General features: G+C 68.3%; 18 protein-coding genes. 17 read left to right on the plus strand and 1 reads right to left on the minus strand.

Features of this window, described 5'->3' with window-relative positions:
- The first annotated feature begins 1,230 nt into the window (after nucleotides 1-1,230).
- The 6 genes from ACFVJ5_RS26330 (at nucleotide 1,231) to recN (ending at nucleotide 7,295) form a co-directional block, all read left to right on the plus strand.
- On the plus strand, nucleotides 1,231-2,247 hold the full coding sequence (locus ACFVJ5_RS26330; protein ID WP_379224553.1) for a hypothetical protein: 1,017 nt from the start codon (nucleotides 1,231-1,233) through the stop codon (nucleotides 2,245-2,247).
- Between the two features lie 338 nt (nucleotides 2,248-2,585).
- On the plus strand, nucleotides 2,586-3,479 hold the full coding sequence (locus tag ACFVJ5_RS26335; protein ID WP_379223980.1) for an HAD-IIA family hydrolase: 894 nt from the start codon (nucleotides 2,586-2,588) through the stop codon (nucleotides 3,477-3,479).
- Between the two features lie 13 nt (nucleotides 3,480-3,492).
- Complete coding sequence (locus tag ACFVJ5_RS26340; RefSeq protein ID WP_379223982.1) at nucleotides 3,493-3,777, plus strand: hypothetical protein; 285 nt, start codon at nucleotides 3,493-3,495, stop codon at nucleotides 3,775-3,777.
- 1 nt (nucleotide 3,778) lies between these two features.
- On the plus strand, nucleotides 3,779-4,600 hold the full coding sequence (locus ACFVJ5_RS26345) for a TlyA family RNA methyltransferase (RefSeq protein WP_379223984.1): 822 nt from the start codon (nucleotides 3,779-3,781) through the stop codon (nucleotides 4,598-4,600).
- Nucleotides 4,597-5,526 (plus strand): NAD kinase, encoded by a 930-nt coding sequence (locus tag ACFVJ5_RS26350; protein ID WP_378630063.1) that lies wholly within the window; start codon nucleotides 4,597-4,599, stop codon nucleotides 5,524-5,526. The genes ACFVJ5_RS26345 and ACFVJ5_RS26350 overlap by 4 nt, the downstream gene beginning before the upstream one ends.
- On the plus strand, nucleotides 5,526-7,295 hold the full coding sequence (recN, locus tag ACFVJ5_RS26355; protein WP_379223986.1) for a DNA repair protein RecN: 1,770 nt from the start codon (nucleotides 5,526-5,528) through the stop codon (nucleotides 7,293-7,295). Before ACFVJ5_RS26350 ends, recN begins: the two co-directional genes overlap by 1 nt.
- 47 nt (nucleotides 7,296-7,342) lie before the next feature.
- Here recN and ACFVJ5_RS26360 read toward each other — a convergent pair whose 3' ends face one another.
- Entirely contained in the window at nucleotides 7,343-7,762 is a 420-nt protein-coding gene (locus ACFVJ5_RS26360; protein WP_379223988.1) for an SRPBCC family protein, read from the minus strand.
- Between the two features lie 115 nt (nucleotides 7,763-7,877).
- Here ACFVJ5_RS26360 and steA point away from each other — a divergent pair, with 115 nt between their 5' ends.
- The 11 genes from steA to der all read left to right on the plus strand — a co-directional run bounded on the left by steA (nucleotide 7,878) and on the right by der (nucleotide 19,712).
- The gene (steA, locus tag ACFVJ5_RS26365) at nucleotides 7,878-9,077 is read left to right on the plus strand and encodes a putative cytokinetic ring protein SteA (RefSeq protein ID WP_379223990.1); all 1,200 of its coding nucleotides are present in this window, start codon (nucleotides 7,878-7,880) and stop codon (nucleotides 9,075-9,077) included.
- Nucleotides 9,074-10,015 (plus strand): copper transporter, encoded by a 942-nt coding sequence (locus ACFVJ5_RS26370; RefSeq protein ID WP_379224554.1) that lies wholly within the window; start codon nucleotides 9,074-9,076, stop codon nucleotides 10,013-10,015. Before steA ends, ACFVJ5_RS26370 begins: the two co-directional genes overlap by 4 nt.
- 114 nt (nucleotides 10,016-10,129) lie before the next feature.
- Entirely contained in the window at nucleotides 10,130-11,854 is a 1,725-nt protein-coding gene (locus ACFVJ5_RS26375; protein ID WP_379223992.1) for a CTP synthase, read from the plus strand.
- A gap of 21 nt (nucleotides 11,855-11,875) precedes the next feature.
- Nucleotides 11,876-12,535: an NUDIX domain-containing protein gene (locus ACFVJ5_RS26380; RefSeq protein WP_379223994.1), complete on the plus strand. Its 660-nt coding sequence runs from the start codon at nucleotides 11,876-11,878 to the stop codon at nucleotides 12,533-12,535.
- A gap of 38 nt (nucleotides 12,536-12,573) precedes the next feature.
- On the plus strand, nucleotides 12,574-13,506 hold the full coding sequence (gene xerD, locus ACFVJ5_RS26385; RefSeq protein WP_379223996.1) for a site-specific tyrosine recombinase XerD: 933 nt from the start codon (nucleotides 12,574-12,576) through the stop codon (nucleotides 13,504-13,506).
- A 250-nt stretch (nucleotides 13,507-13,756) separates the two neighbouring features.
- Nucleotides 13,757-14,590, plus strand: a complete 834-nt coding sequence (locus ACFVJ5_RS26390) for a ParA family protein (RefSeq protein ID WP_101463778.1) — start codon at nucleotides 13,757-13,759, stop codon at nucleotides 14,588-14,590.
- A 17-nt stretch (nucleotides 14,591-14,607) separates the two neighbouring features.
- A complete protein-coding gene (locus ACFVJ5_RS26395) occupies nucleotides 14,608-15,471 on the plus strand; it encodes a segregation and condensation protein A (protein ID WP_379223998.1) in 864 nt (287 codons plus the stop codon).
- A complete protein-coding gene (gene scpB / locus ACFVJ5_RS26400) occupies nucleotides 15,468-16,124 on the plus strand; it encodes an SMC-Scp complex subunit ScpB (RefSeq protein ID WP_101463266.1) in 657 nt (218 codons plus the stop codon). The genes ACFVJ5_RS26395 and scpB overlap by 4 nt, the downstream gene beginning before the upstream one ends.
- 8 nt (nucleotides 16,125-16,132) lie before the next feature.
- Complete coding sequence (locus tag ACFVJ5_RS26405; protein WP_379224000.1) at nucleotides 16,133-17,557, plus strand: pseudouridine synthase; 1,425 nt, start codon at nucleotides 16,133-16,135, stop codon at nucleotides 17,555-17,557.
- Nucleotides 17,558-17,595: 38 nt separating this feature from the next.
- Nucleotides 17,596-18,300 carry a (d)CMP kinase gene (cmk, locus tag ACFVJ5_RS26410; RefSeq protein WP_379224555.1) on the plus strand — a complete coding sequence of 235 codons (705 nt, stop codon included), beginning with the start codon at nucleotides 17,596-17,598 and terminating at the stop codon, nucleotides 18,298-18,300.
- The gene (gene der / locus ACFVJ5_RS26415) at nucleotides 18,297-19,712 is read left to right on the plus strand and encodes a ribosome biogenesis GTPase Der (RefSeq protein WP_379224002.1); all 1,416 of its coding nucleotides are present in this window, start codon (nucleotides 18,297-18,299) and stop codon (nucleotides 19,710-19,712) included. The genes cmk and der overlap by 4 nt, the downstream gene beginning before the upstream one ends.
- Nucleotides 19,713-19,721 lie beyond the last annotated feature (9 nt).

Raw genomic sequence — 19,721 nt, forward strand, 5'->3', positions numbered from 1 at the left:
GGCTCCGGCGATCGTGGTGGTTTCAAGCGTAATGAGGGCGGAAGTGACCGTCCCGCAGGTGGTTTCGATCGCGGCGGCGACCGTGGCGGCTACCGTGGTGGTTCGGATCGCGGCGGCTCGTCGGATCGTGGTGGCTACCAGCGCCGCGACGACAACAAGAGCGGTTACCCCAAGCGCGATGACGCCGGCCGCGGTGGTTACCAGCGGCGCGACGACAACGATCGTGGTGGTTACCAGAAGCGTGACGACAACGATCGCGGTGGATTCAAGCGCAGCGACAGTGGCGACCGCGGTGGCTACCAGCGCCGTGACGACGCCGGTCGCGGTGGCTCCGGCGATCGTGGTGGTTTCAAGCGTAATGAGGGCGGAAGTGACCGTCCCGCAGGTGGTTTCGATCGCGGCGGCGACCGTGGCGGCTACCGCGGCAACAACGACGATCGTCCCCGCGGCGGTTCGGGTGGCGGCTTCCGTCGCAACGAAGGCGACGACCGTTCACGTGGCAGCTCCGATCGCGGCAGTGACCGTGGCGGCAGCTCCGATCGTGGTGGATTCCGTCGCAACGAGGGCGGCAGCGACCGTCCGGGTGGCGGCTTCCGTCGCAACGACAGCGATGACCGTTCGCGCGGTGGCTCCGATCGTGGCGGCTACCAGAAGCGCGACGACAAGGGTGGTTACCCGCGTCGTGACGACAGCGCCAAGGGCGGCTTCCAACGTCGCGACGACAACGATCGTGGGCAGAGGCGCGACGACGACCGCGGTCGCGGCGGCTTCAAGCGTGACGCGCGCTCCGGTGGCAGCCAGGGCAAGTTCGTCGGCGAAGACGGCAAGCCGCTCGACGGCACCTACCGCGAGAAGCGTCGTGAGCGCGACAGTGATGTGCTCGGCGTTGTCTCGGCAGCGGCTGCCTCCGATATCGACGAGTCGATCACCGACGACGACAGCACCACGGCCTCGGCCGGTGCGTCGGACAGCACCTCCGCGACGACGAGCGACAAGCCCGCAACCGACGAGTCGGCAGCGTCCACTGAGCAGTCCGAAGACAACGCGAGCTCGGCCCCGGCGCGGGTAGCCGACACCGACGACAAGGCCTCCGCGACCGACACCGGTGAAGGTGACCGTCCTCGTGACGCCGACCTCTCCGGCGACGAGTCCGACAGCGACAGCTCGCGGGTCGACTCGGATCTCGACAGCCGGTCCGGTGCCACCGATCGCGGCTCGGACCGTGGCGACCTGAATGACGGCGCCCGTGACGATTCCGACCTCGACGAGAGCCCACGCGGCGCCGATCGTGACAGCGTTGCCCGAGGCGCGTCGGATCGCGACGACCGTTCGCGTGGAGCCGACCGTGACGACCGTTCCAGCGGTTCGGATCGGGCAGGCGGTGACGCCGATCGTGGCGAGCGGCGTGGATTCGCGGATCGCGGTGCCCGCTCGGACCGTGACGACCGTCCGCGCAGTGGCTCGGCATCCGGTGGTCCGTCGCGGTCGGGTGACTTCGGCGATGACCGTCGTCGCGGCGGTGAAGGTGCTCGTACGACGGGTGGGCGGCCGGACGATCGCCGTGCGGCTCGTCCCGAAGAGCCCGATCTGCCCGAGGACGTGCAGGCATCCGATCTGGATCCGGCCGTGCGCCGCGACCTGTTGAGCCTGGACAAGAACAACGCCGATTCGGTGGCCCGGCACATGGTGATGGCTGTCGAGCTGCTCGAGGACGACCCGCGCCTGGCACTGGCACACGCTCGGGCCGCGCGACAGCGTGCGGGCCGCATCGCGGTGGTCCGTGAGACCGCCGGTGTGGTGGCCTACCACGCCGAGGAGTGGGCCGAGGCGCTGTCGGAGCTGCGGACCGCACGACGGATGTCGGGCGGCGCCGGGCTGCTCGCGGTGATGGCGGACTGCGAGCGCGGTCTCGGCAGGCCGGAACGGGCCATCGAGCTCGGTCGCAGCGAGGAAGCACAGACGCTCACCGGTGACGAAGCCGCCGAGTTGCGGATGGTCGTCGCGGGCGCCCGAATGGATCTGGGTCAGTTCGACCAGGCCGTCGTGACGCTGCAAGCCTCCGATCTGGACCCGTCGCGCACAGGCTCCGCCGCTGCGCGCCTGTTCTACGCCTACGCCGACGCGCTGGTGGCGGCGGGCCGCACCGATGACGGCCTGCAGTGGTTCCTCAACGCCGCTGCCGCCGACCTCGACGACGAAACCGACGCCGAGGAGCGGGCAACCGAACTCACCGGCGACGCCCAGTAGAACCACAAGGCCGCAGGCCGGGAGCACACACAGGTTTCCCGGCCTGCGGCCTTTTCGCATGTCATCAGAGGTCGGATGCCGGGCGGCGTCTGCTGGATGGTGTCAGACAGGCAACGCCGGCTCGGGTGTGGCGCAGATGTACTCGGTCCGCGGTGAGCGCCCGCGACGCGCTGGGCGAGACGTCCGCAACTGGGGACATCGCGCACAAACACTGGGCACATGCTCGATCATGAAGGGTGCGAGCGCTATTCGACAGCCGAGGGGAACCGAAGCTGTCGGTGCCTTCGCCTAGGGTCGCAGATGTGTCCGACCCGGCAGAGACGACGAAGTGAGGGTGGATGGACCGGCTACGCGATCGATACGAGGCATTGCTGCTCGACCTGGACGGAACGCTGTACCGCGGACCCGACGTCATCGAAGGTGCGCCCAAAGCGCTTGCCCCGGACGGTGATTCGGCGCAACGGCTCGTGTACGTCACCAATAATGCCGCGCGTGGCCCCGGTGCCGTGGCGCACCACCTGGACGAACTCGGCTACCCGGCCACCGCGAACGATGTGGTGACCAGTGCGCAAGCCGCCGCCCGCATGCTGTCCGAACGGCTGAGCCCCGGCGACAAGGTGCTCGTCGTCGGCACCGACGATCTGGCCGCCGAGGTGAAAGCCGTCGGCCTCGAGCCCATCCGCCGATTCGGCGACACCCCGCCGGCGGCGGTCGTCCAAGGTCACTCGCCGACGACCGCGTGGCCCGACCTCGCCGAAGCCGCCTACGCCCTGCGCGCCGACGCGTTGTGGATCGCCGCCAACGCCGACCGCACCTTGCCCAACGAGCGTGGCCTGGCCCCCGGCAACGGCTCGATGGTCGCCGCCCTGGCCACCGCCTCCGATCGTGAGCCCCTGGTCGCGGGTAAGCCTTACGCGCCGCTGATGGAAGACGCGATCGAGCGAGCGGGCACCCGCCGTGCCCTGGTCGTCGGCGACCGCCTCGACACCGATATCGAGGGGGCCAACGGCCTCGGCCTCGACTCGCTGCTGGTGTTGACCGGAGTCAGCACCCTCGACGAGGTGATCAGCGCACCCGCCGCCCGGATCCCTACTTATATCGCCGCCACCCTCGATGCCCTCAACGACGCCGCACTGGCAGAAGCGGCCGCACCGGCGGACATCGCGGAACTGTTGCGACAGTATCCCGGCCGGGCGGTACGGGTGCGCGCGGCCGATTCGGAAATCCGATAGCGTTGACGCCACGATGAGTACTGCGAGTTCACCGCCGAACGGCGCGTCACAGCCACCCCGGCCCGGGATTCCCGTGCCGGGCGCTCACCTGCCCGGCGCGCCGGCGCAGCAGGAACCGGCCGATCCGCACCGGATCAAGACCGAGGTCGACGCCCTACTCGCCGAACTCGGTCCGCGTCCCGTCGCAGGCCCGGCGGAGAACACCGAGGCCGGTGCCGACATCACCCGCCGTGCGCGCATCCTCGAGCAGGCGCACGACGTACTGGTGGACGCGCTGGCGACAGTGGACAAGATCTGAGGTGGCCAGACGAGCGCGGGTGGACGCCGAACTGGTTCGCCGCGGATTGGCGCGATCGCGAGAACACGCGGTCGAACTGATCAGCGCGGGCCGCGTCCTGATTGCCGGAACCGTCGCCGTGAAACCGGCGACGGCCGTGGAGACGGGAACCCCGCTGATCGTGCGGGAAGAGCCCGACGAGGTCTCGTGGGCCTCGCGGGGCGCGCACAAACTGCTCGGCGCGCTCGAGGCGTTCGAACCCGAGGGGCTCGGCCTCGCGGGTAAGCGGTGCCTGGACGCGGGTGCGTCGACCGGCGGGTTCACCGATGTGCTGCTGAACAAGGGCGCGCGCGAGGTGGTCGCGGTCGACGTGGGCTACGGCCAGCTGATCTGGCGGCTGCAAAACGACGACCGGGTCCGCGTGTTCGACCGCACCAACGTGCGCAACATCACCCCCGAATCCATCAGTGGCACAGTCGAAGTCGTTGTCGGTGACTTGTCCTTCATCTCGCTCGGGCTCGTCCTCCCGGCACTGGCGGCCTGCGCTGGCGACGGCGCCGATCTGCTGCCGATGGTGAAGCCGCAGTTCGAGGTCGGCAAAGACCGGGTCGGTTCGGGCGGTGTGGTGCGTGATCCGGCGCTGCGAACCGAAGTGGTGTGTGATGTGGCGACCGCCGCCGCCGCGCTCGGGCTGCGCACCCTGGGTGTGGTCGCCAGCCCGCTGCCCGGTCCGTCGGGCAATGTCGAGTACTTCCTGTGGTTGCGCAAGGTCGGCCCGTTCGACTACGACGCCGAACAGGTGCGGGCGCTGGTCGCGCAGGCTGTCGAGGAGGGTCCGCAGTGAGTACGCATGCCGGCGGCAGGGAGATCCTGCTCGTCGCTCATCCCGGTCGCGCGGAGATCATCGAGACCGCGCACCGGGTGGCGAAGATCTTCGCCGAGGCGGGCATCTGCCTGCGGGTGCTGGCCGACGAGGCCGACAGCACCCGGTTCGAAGACGAAGCCGGGTATCCGGTGCGGGTGGTGCCGCACAGCCCGTCCGCGGCCCAGGGCTGTGAGATGGTGCTCGCCCTCGGCGGCGACGGCACGTTCCTGCGCGCGGCCGAACTCGGCAGGCCCGCGGGTGTACCGGTGCTCGGAATCAACTTGGGGCGCATCGGTTTTCTCACCGAAGCCGAGGCCGAGAACCTCGACGAGGCGCTCTCGCAGGTGGTCGATCGCGACTACCAGGTGGAAAACCGGATGACCATCGACGTCACCGTGCGCGTGGACGACACGATCGTCGAACGTGGCTGGGCACTCAACGAGGCCAGCCTAGAGAACGCCCAGCGGATGGGTGTACTGGAGGTGGTGCTCGAAGTGGACGGGCGGCCGGTTTCGGCGTTCGGCTGCGACGGCATCCTCATCTCCACTCCCACCGGGTCGACCGCCTACGCGTTCTCGGCGGGTGGGCCGGTGGTGTGGCCCGAACTGGAAGCGATGCTGGTGATCCCGAGCAACGCGCACGCGTTGTTCGCACGGCCGCTGGTGACCAGCCCGGAGTCGCTGATCGCGGTGGAGACCGTGGCGACCGGACACGATGCGATCGTTTTCCTCGACGGCAGGCGCACACTCGCGTTGCCGCGTGGCGGCCGCGCCGAAGTGGTGCGCGGCGAACGTCCGGTGCGGTGGGTGCGGCTCGATTCGGCGCCCTTCGCCGACCGGATGGTGCGTAAGTTCCAACTGCCGGTCACCGGCTGGCGGGGCCGACAGCGAACGGAAGAGCACTGATGCTGACAGAGATCAGGATTGACGGACTCGGTGTCATCTCGACGGCCACCGCGCAGTTCCATGCCGGTCTGACCGTGCTCACCGGCGAGACCGGTGCGGGCAAGACCATGGTGGTCACCAGCCTGCACCTGCTCAGCGGTGCGCGCGCCGACGCGGGACGGGTACGCCTCGGTGCGGCGAAAGCCGTGGTGGAGGGCCGTTTCGTCGTCGACGACGTGAACGACGCGGCACGCGCGGCGGTCGGGGAGGTGCTGGAATCGGCGGGCGCCGAGGCCGACGAGGACGGCAGCGTGATCGCGGTCCGCACGGTCAACAGCGACGGACGCTCGCGCGCGCATCTCGGTGGGCGTGGGGTGCCCGCCGCGGTGCTCGGTGAGTTCACCTCCCGGCTGCTGACCGTGCACGGCCAGAACGACCAATTGCGGTTGCAGCGGCCCGAACAGCAACTGTCGGCACTGGACCAGTTCGCCGGCGACGGCGTCGCCGGACTCCTGCGCAAATATCAGGTGCATCGTCGGTCCTGGCTGGACGCGCGGACCGAACTGCTCGAACGTACCGCGCGCAGTAGGGAATTGGCGCTGGAAGCCGACCGGCTCAAGCATTCGCTCACCGAGATCGACGGCATCGCGCCCGAACCCGGTGAGGACACCCGCCTGGTCGCCGAGATCCGCAGGCTCAGCGACCTCGATTCGCTGCGCGAGGCGGGCGTCGCCGCGCACGAGTCACTCTCGGGCCCGACCGACGCACCGGCCGATGGTGGCGGCGTGCTCGATCTGCTCGGTGGCGCCCGCGCCCGCCTGGATTCCGCCGACGACCCGGCGCTGGCCGCGCTGGCTCCGCGGCTCGGTGAGGCGATCGCGGTGGTGGTCGACGTGACCACCGAGCTCAGCAGCTATCTGTCGGAATTGCCCTCCGATCCCAGCGCGCTGGACACGATGCTCAACCGTCAGGCCGAGCTCAAATCGCTGACCCGCAAATACGCACCCGATATCGACGGGGTGATCGCGTGGGCCGACGAGTCGCGCTCGCGCCTGGACTCGCTCGATGTGTCCGAGGACGCGCTGGCCAAGCTGGCCGGTGAGGTCGAGACGGCCGCGGGCAAGGTGCGCGAGGCGGCACGCAAACTCAGTGCCGCGCGCGCCAAGTCGGCGGGCAAGCTGGCGAGCGCGGTGAGCACCGAGCTCAGTGGGCTGGCGATGGGGAAGGCGCGCTTGGAAGTGCAGGTCCGCCCGCTGCAGGCCAGTGCCCAGGATTCCGCGCCGTTGGAGATCGACGGTGCGCTGTTGCACGCCGGTTCGAACGGCTGTGACGAAGTGGAGTTCCGGCTCTCGGCGCATTCGGGCGCCCAGTCGCTGCCGCTCAGCAAGAGTGCGTCCGGCGGCGAACTCTCGCGGGTGATGCTGGCGCTGGAAGTGGTGCTCGCCGGATCCGATCACGGTGCGACCATGGTGTTCGACGAGGTCGACGCCGGTGTCGGCGGCCGCGCTGCGGTGGAGATCGGCAAGCGACTCGCCCGCCTGGCCCGCACCCATCAGGTCATCGTCGTCACCCACCTGCCCCAGGTGGCGGCCTTCGCCGACACCCACCTGGTGGTGAACAAGTCCGACGACGGAAAAGGCAAGGTGGACAGCGGGGTTCGCGCGCTGACCGACGACGAACGAGTGGTGGAACTGGCCCGCATGCTCGCCGGTCTGGATGACACCGAGACCGGCCGCGCGCACGCGGAAGAACTGCTCGAAACCGCCCGAGCCGAGCGATTGCCTGCCTGAAAAGCAACGACGTCGCCTGCCATGGCGGCAGGCGACGTCGGCTTCGATCAGCGCAGGGCTTTGCGCACGCCGCCGATGAGCTGGTTGGTCAGCTGACGCAGGCCGAACTCGAGCACCGGCGCGGGCAGGGGCAGCGACGGCTCGGACTCCATCGTGTACACCACCCGGGTGCCGCCCTCGGCGGTATCGGCGAAGTCGACCGTGCCGATGTGACGCTTGACCGGCGCGCCCTTGACGATCTTGTATTCCATCCGCTCGCCGGGAACCAGCGCGGTGATCTCCTCGGTGACGCCGAGTTTGCCGAATCCGAGCAGGTGCTGGGCGCCGACGCCGGTGGCTGGATCGCCCGCTTTGATGAGCTTGACCTGGATCGGCAGGTACGGGCTGACGGCCTCACGCTCGGTGAAGAGGCGGTAGACGATGTCGCGAGGTGCGTCGAAGACCGTTTCGACGGTGCTACGTGGCATGGATGTGTCTCCTGTCCGAAATGTCTGTGACCCGGAGCATACGGGTAGTCGTCACCCGTGCTCCGACCGGCGCGCCTCCACCAAAGGTTGAGGGTTTGGCTTCATCATCGGCCTCATGAAGATGCCGGCGCTGTTGTCACGGAACACGGAAACGCTGCCCGGTGTCGCCGGGATCGCCCGGGTGGATCGCGATACCGGACGATTGCTGCGGCGGGTCGGTCCCGGGGACGTGGTCGTCCTCGACGAGACCGACCTGGACCGCCACACCGCCGATCGATTGGTGGAGGCGGGGGTGCTCGCGGTGATCAACACCTCGCCGTCGATTTCCGGCCGGTATCCCAATCTGGGGCCGGAGGTGTTGGTGGCCAATGGGATCGTGCTGATGGACACGATGTCCTCCGACGCGTTCGGCAGGATCAAGGACGGGACCAAGGTCCGCATCGACGGCGGCATCGTCTACGCCGACCGGCTGACGAAGAAGGAACCCGAGGTCCTGGTCGAGGGCATCGAGTTCGACGAGTCGGCCATCGCCGACCGGATGATCGAGGCGCGCAACGGTCTCGCCGATCACCTCGATGCGTTCGCGGGCAACACCACCGAATTCGTGCGCACCGAGAGCGCGCTGCTGATCGATGGTGTCGGCGTGCCCGATATCGAGCTGGACATGCGCAACCGGCACGTGGTCGTGATCGCCGATGGGTCGGGCCATCTCGCGGAATTACAGCGGCTCAAGCCGTTCATCAAGGAGTACGCGCCGATTCTGATCGGTGTCGGCAGTGGCGCCGATACCCTGCGCAAGCTCAAGTACACGCCCGACCTGATCGTCGGTGATCCCGACGAGATCAGCACGGAGACATTGAAATCCGGCGCCGAGATGATCCTGCCCGCCGATACCGACGGTCACGCCAAGGGCCTCGAGCGCATCCAGGACCTGGGTATCGGCGCCACGACGTTCCCGTCGTCGGGTTCGCCGACCGATCTCGCGTTGATGCTGGCCGACCATCACGGCGCGTCGCTGATCGTGCTGGCCGGCGCGCCCGCGTCGCTCGAGGACTTCTTCGACCGCGGCCGGCGTGACAGCAACCCGGCCACCTTCCTGACCCGCTTGAAGGTGGGCGCGAAGCTGGTCGACGCGAACGCGGTGTCGACCCTGTACCGGCATCGTTCCGCGGGCGCCGCGGTGGCACTGGTGGTGCTGGCCGCCCTGGTGGCGATCGTGGTGGTGATCTTGGCCTCGCACAACGGTTCCGAGGTGCTGGACTGGGCGATCGAGTACTGGAACAGCTTCGTCCTGTGGGTGCGTGGTCTGCTGTGATCTCGCTGCGTCAACACGCCATCTCGATCGCGGCGATCTTCCTCGCGCTCGCGGTCGGTGTGGTGCTCGGGTCACACACCCTCGCGGGCACCATGATCTCGGGCCTTCGGTCGGACAAATCCGATCTGAACACCCAGGTAGACGAACTGACCGCGCGGAACGCCCAACTCACCGCCCGCCTCGAGTCCGCCGACCGGTTCATCGCGGGCTCGGCGGCCCGCATCCTGAACGGCACCCTGGCCGATCGCACCGTCGTCGTCCTCACGACCCCCGACGCCGACCCCGCCGACATCGACGGCGTGAGCAACTCCCTGCGCACAGCGGGCGCCACAGTGACCGGCCGCATCGCCCTGACGGAGTCCTTCGTCGACGCGGGGGAGGGCGACCGCATGCGCTCCACACTGACCAACATCGTCCCCGCGGGTGCCCAACTGAACACCGGCGCCGTAGACCAGGGCAGCCTCGCGGGCGATCTCCTCGGCCTGGCTCTGCTCCAAGACGCCGCGACCAACCACCCACGCAGCACCCCCGAGGAACTGTCCCTGATCCTCGAAACCCTCCGAGGCGGCGACTTCCTCACCTACGCCGACCCTCCGACGAGACCTGCGCAACTGGCCGTGGTCATCACCGGCAACGGTGTCGAATCCGACACCGGCCAGGGCGCGACTATCGCCCGCTTCACCGGCGCCCTGCGCGCCCGAGCCGCGGGCACGGTCCTCGCGGGCCGCCCGGGCGCCGCCGAGGGCAACGCCCCGATAGCCACCGTCCGAGCCCAGGCACCCCTGGCGACAACGGTCACCACAGTCGACAACATCGACCGCGAAATCGGCCGAGTGACAACAACACTCGCTCTGACAGAACAGCTGACCGGCGGCGCGGGCCGCTACGGAACAGGCCCGACGGCGACGTCACTGACTCTCGTAGCGATGCCCCGCTGATTGAGAACCTCGCCACTGTCCCCACGTGCGCTCCAGGCCCGCGAACCCAACACGCCGCCCGCAAACGACCGGCAAAATACGCGGAGCGACGGACTAGCGGTACAGTGGTGGTCCGTGGGTCATCAACGGAATCAGGCTAAAAGTGCCACCAAGCACATCTTCGTGAGCGGTGGCGTCGCCTCCTCATTGGGTAAGGGTCTCACCGCCTCCAGCCTCGGTCAGCTCCTGACCGCGCGCGGTATGCGGGTGACGATGCAGAAGCTCGACCCGTATCTCAATGTCGATCCGGGCACCATGAACCCGTTCCAGCACGGCGAGGTGTTCGTCACCGAAGACGGTGCCGAGACCGACCTGGACGTGGGTCATTACGAGCGTTTCCTCGATCGCGATCTGACGATGGACGCGAACGTGACCACCGGCCAGATCTATTCGACGGTGATCGCCAAGGAACGCCGCGGTGAGTATCTGGGCGATACGGTGCAGGTCATTCCGCATATCACCGACGAGATCAAGAGCCGCATCCTGGCGATGCAGGGTCCCGATCTCGAGGGGCATGTGCCGGATGTGGTGATCACCGAGATCGGTGGCACCGTCGGTGACATCGAGTCGCAGCCGTTCCTCGAGGCGGCCCGCCAGATCCGTCACGATGTGGGTCGCGACAATGTGTTCTTCCTTCATGTGTCGCTGGTGCCGTACCTGGCGCCCTCGGGTGAGCTCAAAACCAAGCCGACGCAGCACTCGGTGGCCGCGCTACGCAATATCGGTATCCAGCCCGACGCGCTGATCCTGCGTTGTGACCGCGAGGTCCCGCAGGGTCTCAAGAACAAGATCGCGCTGATGTGCGACGTCGATGTGGAGGCGTGCATCTCCACGCCGGACGCGCCGTCGATCTACGACATCCCGAAGGTGCTGCACAGCGAGGGCCTCGATGCCTATGTGGTGCGCAAGCTGGGGCTGCCCTTCCGCGATGTGGACTGGGCGGTGTGGGGCGATCTGCTCGACCGCGTGCATTCTCCGCGTGAGACCGTCGAGGTGGCGCTGGTCGGCAAGTACGTGGATCTGCCCGATGCCTACCTGTCGGTGACCGAGGCGCTGCGTGCGGGCGGTTTCGCCCATCGCGCCAAGGTGAACATCCGCTGGGTGCCGTCGGACGAGTGCGAGACCGAGGTCGGTGCGCAGGCGGCGCTGCGTGATGTCGACGCCGTGCTGATCCCCGGTGGGTTCGGCATCCGCGGTATCGAGGGCAAACTCGGCGCGATCGGCTACGCCCGCCGTCGCGGTATCCCGCTGCTCGGCCTGTGCCTCGGCCTGCAGTGCGTGGTCATCGAGGCGGCGCGTTCGGTCGGTATCGCCGACGCGAACTCGGCCGAATTCGAGCCCGACACCAAGAACCCGGTCATCTCGACCATGGCCGACCAGGAAGACGTTGTCGCCGGCGAAGCCGACCTGGGCGGCACCATGCGACTGGGCGCCTACCCCGCCACGTTGAAGAAGGGCTCGGTCGTCGCGCACGCGTACGGCACCGAGAACGTGTCCGAGCGGCACCGGCACCGGTTCGAGGTGAACAACTCCTACCGCGACGCCATCGCCAAGAGCGGGCTGGTCTTCTCCGGCACCTCGCCCGACGGGCACCTGGTGGAGTTCGTCGAGTACCCGGCTTCGGTGCATCCGTTCTTCGTCGCCACCCAGGCGCATCCGGAGCTCAAGAGCCGTCCCACCCGGCCGCATCCGCTGTTCGCGGCGCTGATCAGCGCCGCGTTGAAATACAAACTGGCCGAACGCCTTCCCGTAGACTTCCCGGAGGAAGAGCTCGCGGAGCAGGCCACCGCGGAAGCCTAGGAAGATCGGCGATAGGAACGCATGAGCGAGCCCGGTAGTCACGACTTCGAGACGGTGTCGAGCCGGGTGCTCTACAGCGGCGCGATCCTGGCCCTGCGCCAGGATCAGGTCAAGATGCCGGACGGGCGGGTCGCCGAGCGTGAGGTGATCGAGCATCACGGCGCTGTCGCGGTGCTCGCGCTCGACGACGACGGCAACGTGGTGCTGATCCGCCAGTACCGGCATCCGATCGGCACCAGGCTGCTGGAGCTGCCCGCCGGGCTGCTCGATATCGACGGTGAGGACCCGCTCACCGCGGCCAAGCGTGAGCTGGCCGAGGAGACGGGCCTCGCCGCCGCGCAGTGGTCGGTGCTGGTGGATGTGGCGTTGTCGCCGGGCTTCACCGACGAGGCGCTGCGCGTGTTCTTCGCGACCGGGCTCATCACCACCGACCGGCCCGATCCCGAACACGAGGAAGCTGACCTCGAGCTGGTGCGGATGCCACTGGCCGAGGCGGTGCGAGCCGCGCTGGCGGGGGAGATCGTGAACGCGACCGCGGTCGCCGGGGTGCTCGCCTATGCCGCGGCCGCGGCGAGCGGGGCGCCGCTGCGCGCACCCGACGCACCGTGGCCCGGTCAGCCGACCACGTTCCTGCGGCGTAAAGCCGCCGAGGCGCAGTCGACGCACGGCAACCACGCGTGAGTACCGCAGCGGTCGGCGGGGACTAGACGGGCGAGGGCGTGCTCGAGCGGGAGATAGACGCCTACCTCGACCATCTCGCGGTCGAGCGCGGAGCCGCGCGCAACACCCTCGGCGCCTACCGTCGCGACCTCGCCCGCTACCGGACCTTCCTGGCCGGGCGCGGTGTCGAATCGCTGGGTGCGGTCGCCCAGGGCGATGTCGCCGAGTTCACCATGGCGTTGCGCGCCGGCGGCGCCGATCATCCCGCGCTGGCAGCGGGTTCGGTGGCGAGGGCGTTGATCGCGGTCCGCGGACTGCACCGGTTCGCCGCCGCCGAGGGCATCACCGATACCGATGTGGCGCACGCGGTGAAACCACCCGCGCCGGGTCGCCGGCTGCCCAAAGCGCTGCCCTACGACCAGGTTCTGCGACTTCTCGAATCGGCGGGTGGCGAACCGGACGGTTCCGACGGTGGCCCACGCGGATTGCGCGACCGGTCACTGCTGGAGCTGCTCTACTCCACGGGCGCGCGTATCTCGGAGATGGTGGGACTCGACGTCGACGACATCGACGCCGAGCAACGCTGTGTGGTCCTGCACGGCAAGGGCGGAAAGCAGCGCCTCGTTCCGATCGGCCGTCCGGCTCTCGCGGCCGTCGACGCGTACCTGGTGCGTGGTCGACCCGCTCTCGCCGCGAGCGGAAAAGGTTCCGGCGGAGCCCTTTTCCTCAACGCCCGCGGCGGCAGACTGTCGCGGCAGAGCGCGTGGCAGGTCTTGCAGACCGCCGCCGAACGCGCCGGCATCGGGGCGACGGTCTCGCCGCACACCCTGCGTCACTCCTTCGCCACCCACCTGCTCGACGGCGGCGCCGATGTGCGGGTGGTGCAGGAACTGCTGGGCCACGCGTCGGTGACCACGACCCAGATCTACACGCTCGTGACGGTGAGCACCCTGCGTGAAGTGTGGGCCACGGCCCATCCCCGTGCGACGTGAACCGGCACCTCCGATACCCGCTGAGCAGGTATCGTGCGAACACGCCCGGCGTTGCCATGCCGCACCTCACCGGTCCGAGCGGTAGCGTCTACCCAGAGTTGGACCGTACGAAAGCGAGCCGGTCCCGGATCGGCCTCGCTACCCTCGACAGGGGTTACCGGCAAGGAAAACGTATAAGGAGCAGCGGATCGTGACGACAGCGGAAACACCGTGGGACGGTGGACCGGAACAGGTCGCCGAGGCCGTCGAGATGGGCCCGACAGGGCGCCCGCTGCGACTGGTACCCGATCCACCCCAGGTCCAGCGACACGGCGACGCACTCGTCGTCGCCATGTGCAACCAGAAGGGCGGGGTCGGAAAGACCACCTCGACCATCAATCTCGGTGCGGCACTGGCCGAGTACGGTCGCCGGGTGCTGCTCGTCGATCTCGATCCGCAGGGTGCGCTTTCGGCCGGGCTCGGGGTGGCGCACCACGATCTCGAACTCACCGTGCACGACCTGCTGATCGGCGGCAAGGCCAAGGTCGACGACGTGCTGCAGACCACCAAGGTCGACGGCATGGACCTGTTACCCAGCAACATCGACCTCTCCGCCGCCGAGATCCAGCTGGTGAACGAGGTCGGCCGCGAACAGTCGCTCGGCCGCGCCCTGCACAGCGTGCGCGATCGCTACGACTACATCCTCATCGACTGCCAGCCCTCGCTCGGCCTGCTCACGGTCAACGCGCTGGCCTGCTCCGACGGTGTGATCATTCCGATGGAATGCGAGTACTTCTCGTTGCGCGGGCTCGCCTTGCTCAACGACACCGTCGAGAAGGTGCGCGACCGTCTCAACCCGCGGCTGAGCTTGTACGGCATCGTGGTCACCATGTTCGATGCGCGCCTGCTGCATTCGCGTCAGGTGATGTCGCGGGTGGTCGAGGTGTTCGGTGACCTGGTCTACGACACCGCTATCTCGCGCACCGTGCGCTTCCCCGACGCCAGTGTCGCCGGTGAGCCGATCACCACCTGGTCGCCGAAATCGGGCGGCGCCGAGTCGTATCGAGCGATGGCCCGTGAAGTCATCCACCGGTCTGGCCGGTGATCGGAGCTACACCTGCGGTGCAAGCAGTACCCGAAGACGCGGTGCCGGCCGCGGAGAAATCCGGTTTTCATCTGCGGCTCACCAATTTCGAGGGGCCGTTCGATCTGCTGCTGACGTTGATCAGCTCGCGCAAACTCGATGTCACCGAAGTCGCGCTGCATCAGGTCACCGACGAATTCATCGCCTACACCAAGGCCTTGACCGCCGAGCTGGCCGAGAACACCAAGCTGCGCGCGGACAAGATTCTCGATCAGACCACCGAATTCCTCGTCGTCGCCGCCACGTTGCTCGATCTCAAGGCCGCTCGGCTGCTGCCCTCGGGTGAGATGACCGACGCCGACGATCTCGAACTCCTCGACGCGCGTGACCTGCTGTTCGCGCGATTGCTGCAATATCGCGCGTTCAAGCAGGTGGCCGAACTGCTCGCCGAGCTGGAAGCCGCGGCCCTGCGCCGGTATCCGCGCTCGGTGGCGCTCGAGGAACAGTTCGAAGGGCTGCTGCCCGAGGTCACCCTCGGGGTGGATATCGCCGCGTTCGCCGAGATCGCGGCGGCGGCTTTCCGGCCACGTCCGATCGCCGAGGTCGGGCTCGGGCATCTGCACATGCACACTATCTCGGTCGCCGAGCAGGCCGAGTTGGTGCTGACCATGTTGAAGGCACGCGGGCCGGGCGGCTGGACGACCTTCGCCGAATTGGTGGTCGACTGCACAGTCCCGGTGGAAATCGTGGCGCGGTTCCTGGCGTTGTTGGAGCTGTACCGCGGTAAGACCATCGCCTTCGACCAACCCGATCCGCTCGGGCCGTTGGCTGTGAGCTGGCTCGGTGAGCTCGACCCTGACGCGGAAGCAGCGGCGTTGACCTTCGAGGAGGATTACGGATGACAGAGGCAGTGGCGGAATTCACCTCCGAGCCACTCGACGACCTCGAATTGCGGTCGGCGCTGGAGGCGATGCTGCTCGTCGTCGACGCCCCGGCACCCACAGAACAGCTGGCAGCGGCCTTGGACGACACCAGCGAGCGGGTCGAAACCGTCCTGCGTGCGATGTCGGCGGAACTGAGCGCGCGCGGCAGCGGCATCGACCTGCGTTTCGTCGGGGACGGATGGCGCTTCTATACTCGACAGGAGTACGCGCCCTATGTCGAGCGGGTACTGCTCGACGGGGCCCGGACGAAACTGACCCGGGCCGCCTTGGAAACCTTGGCGGTAGTGGCCTATCGCCAGCCGGTGACCCGCATGCGGGTCAGTGCGGTCCGAGGGGTGAACGTCGACGGAGTGATGCGCACGCTGCTGGCCAGAGGCTTGATCGCGGAAGCGGGTCAGGACCCCGAAACCAACGGCACGCTGTACCGCACCACCGAGTTGTTCCTCGAACGGATCGGGCTCGCCTCTCTCGGCGACCTGCCACTGCTGGCGCCGCTGCTTCCCGGCGTCGATCTGATCGACGAGATCAGCGAGAGCCTGGAAACCGATCCCCGGTTCACCAGGCTGAAAAAACCCGCCGAGTCCGACATGGACCTCGGCACCGACGATTGACAGGACAGATGAATAATTCCGCTCGCCGAGATGGCACACCGGATCGAAGAAGTCGCAGCGACCAGCCCCGAAGTGGCGCGAATCGAACCGCGGGCAACCGTGGTGAGGGTGCGCGCACCGGGCAGGGTGGCTCCCGCGCAGCGGCTCCCGGCCGCCGCGGCACCGGCGCAGGTGGCTTTCAGCGCGGCAATCAGACAGCGGCCCGGTCCGCCGGCAGCTTCCAGCGTGACGCCGAATCCGGCGGCCGCCGTGGTGGCTCCACCGGCGGTTATCAGCGCGATGACCGCCGTGGCGCGTCAGCCGGTGGTGACCGTCGCGGCGGTTCGCCCGGTGGTTACCAGCGTGATGATCGACGCAGCGCCCCGGCTGGTGGCGACCGTCGTGGCCCGTCCGCCGGTGGTTACCAGCGTGACGACCGTCGTGGCGGCCCCGCAGGCGCAGGTCAGCGCGATGACCGTCGCAGCGCCGGCGCCTCCAGCGGTGGCGGCTACCCGCGTGGTGACGCCGACCGCGGACAGCGTGGTGGCACGGCTGGTCAGCGCAGCGGCGCTTCGGCCGGAACACAGGCCTTCGCTGCCCGCAAGAAGGCCACCAAGCCGCAGAAGAAGGTCGTCGCTCCGACGATCCTGAACAACGCCAAGCCCGCGCGTCACCAGCACGCCGATGTCACCGAGGGCCCCAAGAAGCTCCCGTGGGGCGAAGGCGAACGCCTGCAGAAGGTCCTCGCCAAGGCCGGTGTGGCGTCGCGCCGCGCCGCCGAGGAGATGATCGCCGCGGGTCGTGTCGAGGTCGACGGCAAGATCGTGCGTGAGCAGGGTCTGCGCATCGACGCCGAGAACGCGGTCGTGCGCGTCGACGGCACCCGTGTCGTTGTCCGCGACGAACTGGTGCACCTGGTGCTGAACAAGCCGAGGGGCTGGCAGTCCACCATGTCCGACGACCTGGGGCGCCCCTGCGTCGGCGATATCATCGCCGAGCGGATCGCCGCTGGTCAGCGACTGTTCCACGTCGGTCGTCTCGATGCCGACACCGAGGGCCTGCTGCTGGTCACCAATGACGGCGAGATGGCGCATCGACTGATGCACCCCTCGTTCGAAGTTCCCAAGACCTACTTGGCCACCGTCGACGGTGAAGTGAACTACCGCTTGGTCGGCAAGCGCCTGCGCGAAGGCGTCGAGCTCGAGGACGGACCTGCCAAGGTCGACAAGTTCATGGTGCTCGAGGCCTACCAGGGCCGGTCGCTGGTGAAGCTCGTGTTGCACGAGGGCCGCAAGCACATCGTGCGTAGGCTGCTCGACGAGGTCGGCCACCCGGTGATCCGGCTGGTGCGCACCCACCTCGGCCCGGTGGCACTGGGTGACCAGCGTCCCGGCACGCTGCGGGTGCTCGGCCGCGACGAGATCGGCAAACTCTACGAGGCGGTGCAGCTGTGAACGGTGTGGACTTTCCCCTGGAATTCGCCGGCGACCGGATGACCGGTGACGCGACGCTCGTCGTCGCGATGGACGGTCCTTCCGGCACCGGTAAGTCCAGCGTGTCGCGTCGGCTCGCCGCGCGCCTCGGCGCCCGCTACCTCGACACCGGTGCCATGTACCGGGTCGCGACCCTGCGCGTGCTGCGTGCGGGTGTCGAGCTGACCGATTCGGTTGCGATCGCGGAAACCGTTGCGGCACTGCCACTTTCGATCGGCACCGACCCCAGCCACGAGGTGATCGAACTCGACGGTGAGGACGTCTCGGAGGAGATCCGCGGCGACGCCGTCACCAAGGCGGTCTCCGCTGTTTCCGCGGTGGCGCAGGTGCGCGAGCAGCTCGTCGCCCTGCAGCGCGAGATCACCGCGATGGCCGGGCGCATCGTGGTCGAAGGCCGTGACATCGGCACCGTCGTGCTCACCGGCGCCGACGCCAAGATCTATCTCACCGCCTCCGCGGAGGCACGCGCGCAGCGGCGCAACGAACAGAACATCCGCGAGGGCCGCGGCGACGATTACGCGGCCGTGCTGGCCGACGTGCAGCGCCGCGACACCCTCGACTCCACCCGCACAGTGTCGCCGTTGCGCCCCGCCGCCGACGCGGTGCTCGTCGACACCAGCGACCTGACGATGGCACAGACCATCGAGGAGCTGTATCGCGTGGTGGCTCAGCAGCTTTCGGCCACGACAGGAGGTCCGCGATGATCGAAGAGATTCTCGTAGGCGACGGAACCTGGACCGACGAGTCCGAATGGGAAGTCCTCGACATCGACGGGGACGGCGAGGGCGAACAGCACGTCGCCATGCCGACGCTGGCCGTGGTCGGCCGCCCGAACGTGGGCAAGTCGACCCTGGTCAACCGTATTCTCGGCCGCCGCGAAGCGGTGGTCGAAGACGTTCCCGGTGTCACCCGTGACCGCATTTCGTACGAGGCCAACTGGGCCGGGCGCCGCTTCATGGTGCAGGACACCGGCGGTTGGGAGCCCGACGCCAAGGGTCTGCAGCAGCACGTCGCGCGCCAGGCCGAGGTGGCGATGGAAACCGCCGACGCGATCCTGCTCGTCGTCGACGCCACCGTCGGAGCTACCACGACCGACGAGGCCGCGGTGCGCAAGCTGCGCCGCTCCAAGATCCCGGTGATCCTGGTGGCCAACAAGGTCGACGACCAGAAGGTCGAACTCGAGGCGGCCACGCTGTGGTCGCTGGGTCTGGGCGAACCGCGCATGGTCTCGGCCGCGCACGGTCGTGGCACCGGTGACCTGCTCGACGACGTGCTCGGCGCGTTGCCCGAGACCCCGCGCGAAGGCACCGCCGTCGCGGGACCGCGTCGCGTGGCACTGGTCGGCAAGCCGAACGTCGGCAAGTCCAGCCTGCTCAACAAGCTGGCCGGCGACGAGCGTTCGGTGGTCCACGATGTCGCGGGTACCACCGTCGACCCGGTCGACTCGCTGGTCGAACTCGGTGGCAAGACGTGGAAGTTCGTCGACACCGCCGGTCTGCGCCGCAAGGTCTCCAATGCCACCGGCACCGAGTTCTACGCCTCGCTGCGGACGAAGTCGGCGCTGGAAGCCTCCGAGGTCGCGATCATGCTGATCGACGCCTCGGTGCCGATCACCGAACAGGACCTGCGCGTGATCAGCCTGGTCGCCGAGTCCGGTCGCGCGCTGGTGCTGGCGTTCAACAAGTGGGACCTGGTCGACGAGGATCGCCGCTACATGCTCGAGCGCGAGATCGATCGCGATCTGGTGCGGGTGCCGTGGGCTCAGCGGGTCAACATCTCCGCCCACACCGGCCGCGCCGTGGCGAAGCTGGTGCCGCAGATGGAAACCGCGCTCGAGTCCTGGGACAAGCGCATCTCCACCGGCCGCCTCAACACCTGGCTCAAGGAAGTCATCGCGGCCACCCCGCCGCCGATGCGTGGCGGCCGTCAGCCGCGCGTCATGTTCGCCACCCAGGCGAGCACCCGCCCGCCGACGTTCGTGCTGTTCACCACCGGGTTCCTCGAGGCAGGCTACCGCCGCTTCCTGGAGCGCCGCCTGCGTGAGGAGTTCGGCTTCGACGGTTCGCCGGTGCGCATCTCGGTGCGTGTGCGCGAGAAGAAGGAACGCAAGAAGTAATTCGGTTGT

The sequence above is a fragment of the Nocardia sp. NPDC127606 genome (assembly GCF_042671725.1).
Lineage (GTDB): Bacteria > Actinomycetota > Actinomycetes > Mycobacteriales > Mycobacteriaceae > Nocardia.

Excerpts from the sequence above, each read along its gene's own strand:
- ACFVJ5_RS26360 (WP_379223988.1), bottom strand. The coding sequence starts at position 7,762 with ATGCCACGTAGCACCGTCGAAACGGTCTTCGACGCACCTCGCGACATC.
- der (WP_379224002.1), top strand. The coding sequence starts at position 18,297 with ATGATCGAAGAGATTCTCGTAGGCGACGGAACCTGGACCGACGAGTCC.
- cmk (WP_379224555.1), top strand. The coding sequence starts at position 17,596 with ATGACCGGTGACGCGACGCTCGTCGTCGCGATGGACGGTCCTTCCGGC.
- steA (WP_379223990.1), top strand. The coding sequence starts at position 7,878 with ATGAAGATGCCGGCGCTGTTGTCACGGAACACGGAAACGCTGCCCGGT.
- ACFVJ5_RS26380 (WP_379223994.1), top strand. The coding sequence starts at position 11,876 with ATGAGCGAGCCCGGTAGTCACGACTTCGAGACGGTGTCGAGCCGGGTG.
- recN (WP_379223986.1), top strand. The coding sequence starts at position 5,526 with ATGCTGACAGAGATCAGGATTGACGGACTCGGTGTCATCTCGACGGCC.
- ACFVJ5_RS26335 (WP_379223980.1), top strand. The coding sequence starts at position 2,586 with ATGGACCGGCTACGCGATCGATACGAGGCATTGCTGCTCGACCTGGAC.
- scpB (WP_101463266.1), top strand. The coding sequence starts at position 15,468 with ATGACAGAGGCAGTGGCGGAATTCACCTCCGAGCCACTCGACGACCTC.
- ACFVJ5_RS26390 (WP_101463778.1), top strand. The coding sequence starts at position 13,757 with ATGGGCCCGACAGGGCGCCCGCTGCGACTGGTACCCGATCCACCCCAG.
- ACFVJ5_RS26340 (WP_379223982.1), top strand. The coding sequence starts at position 3,493 with ATGAGTACTGCGAGTTCACCGCCGAACGGCGCGTCACAGCCACCCCGG.
- ACFVJ5_RS26405 (WP_379224000.1), top strand. The coding sequence starts at position 16,133 with ATGAATAATTCCGCTCGCCGAGATGGCACACCGGATCGAAGAAGTCGC.